Raw genomic sequence first — 241 nt, forward strand, 5'->3', positions numbered from 1 at the left:
AGCGAGCGTGAGAAGGACAACCCGCGAGTCAAGGAGGTGAGCACCGCCACCGACGCCGCCGACGCCGACCACAAACACTTCGATCACCTGATCGGTGGCGAACAGCATCTGATGCACCACGCGAACCCCGGTGATCACTTCATCATTGTTCACCACCACCGAGATTGAGCGCTCGGAGGAGCCCTGAGCAATCGCCACGATATTAATATTGGCACGCGCCAGCGCCGAGAAGAATTTGGCT

At 58.9% G+C, this 241-nt stretch carries 1 protein-coding gene; it reads right to left on the minus strand.

The window, feature by feature from the left end; all coding sequences use genetic code 11:
• Positions 1 to 241, minus strand: a 241-nt coding sequence (locus tag SB756_RS34490) for an ACT domain-containing protein (RefSeq protein WP_410913807.1), incomplete at both ends; no start/stop codon positions are given.

This window comes from Pseudomonas sp. SIMBA_068, from assembly GCF_046534705.1.
Classification (GTDB): Bacteria; Pseudomonadota; Gammaproteobacteria; order Pseudomonadales; family Pseudomonadaceae; genus Aquipseudomonas; species Aquipseudomonas putida.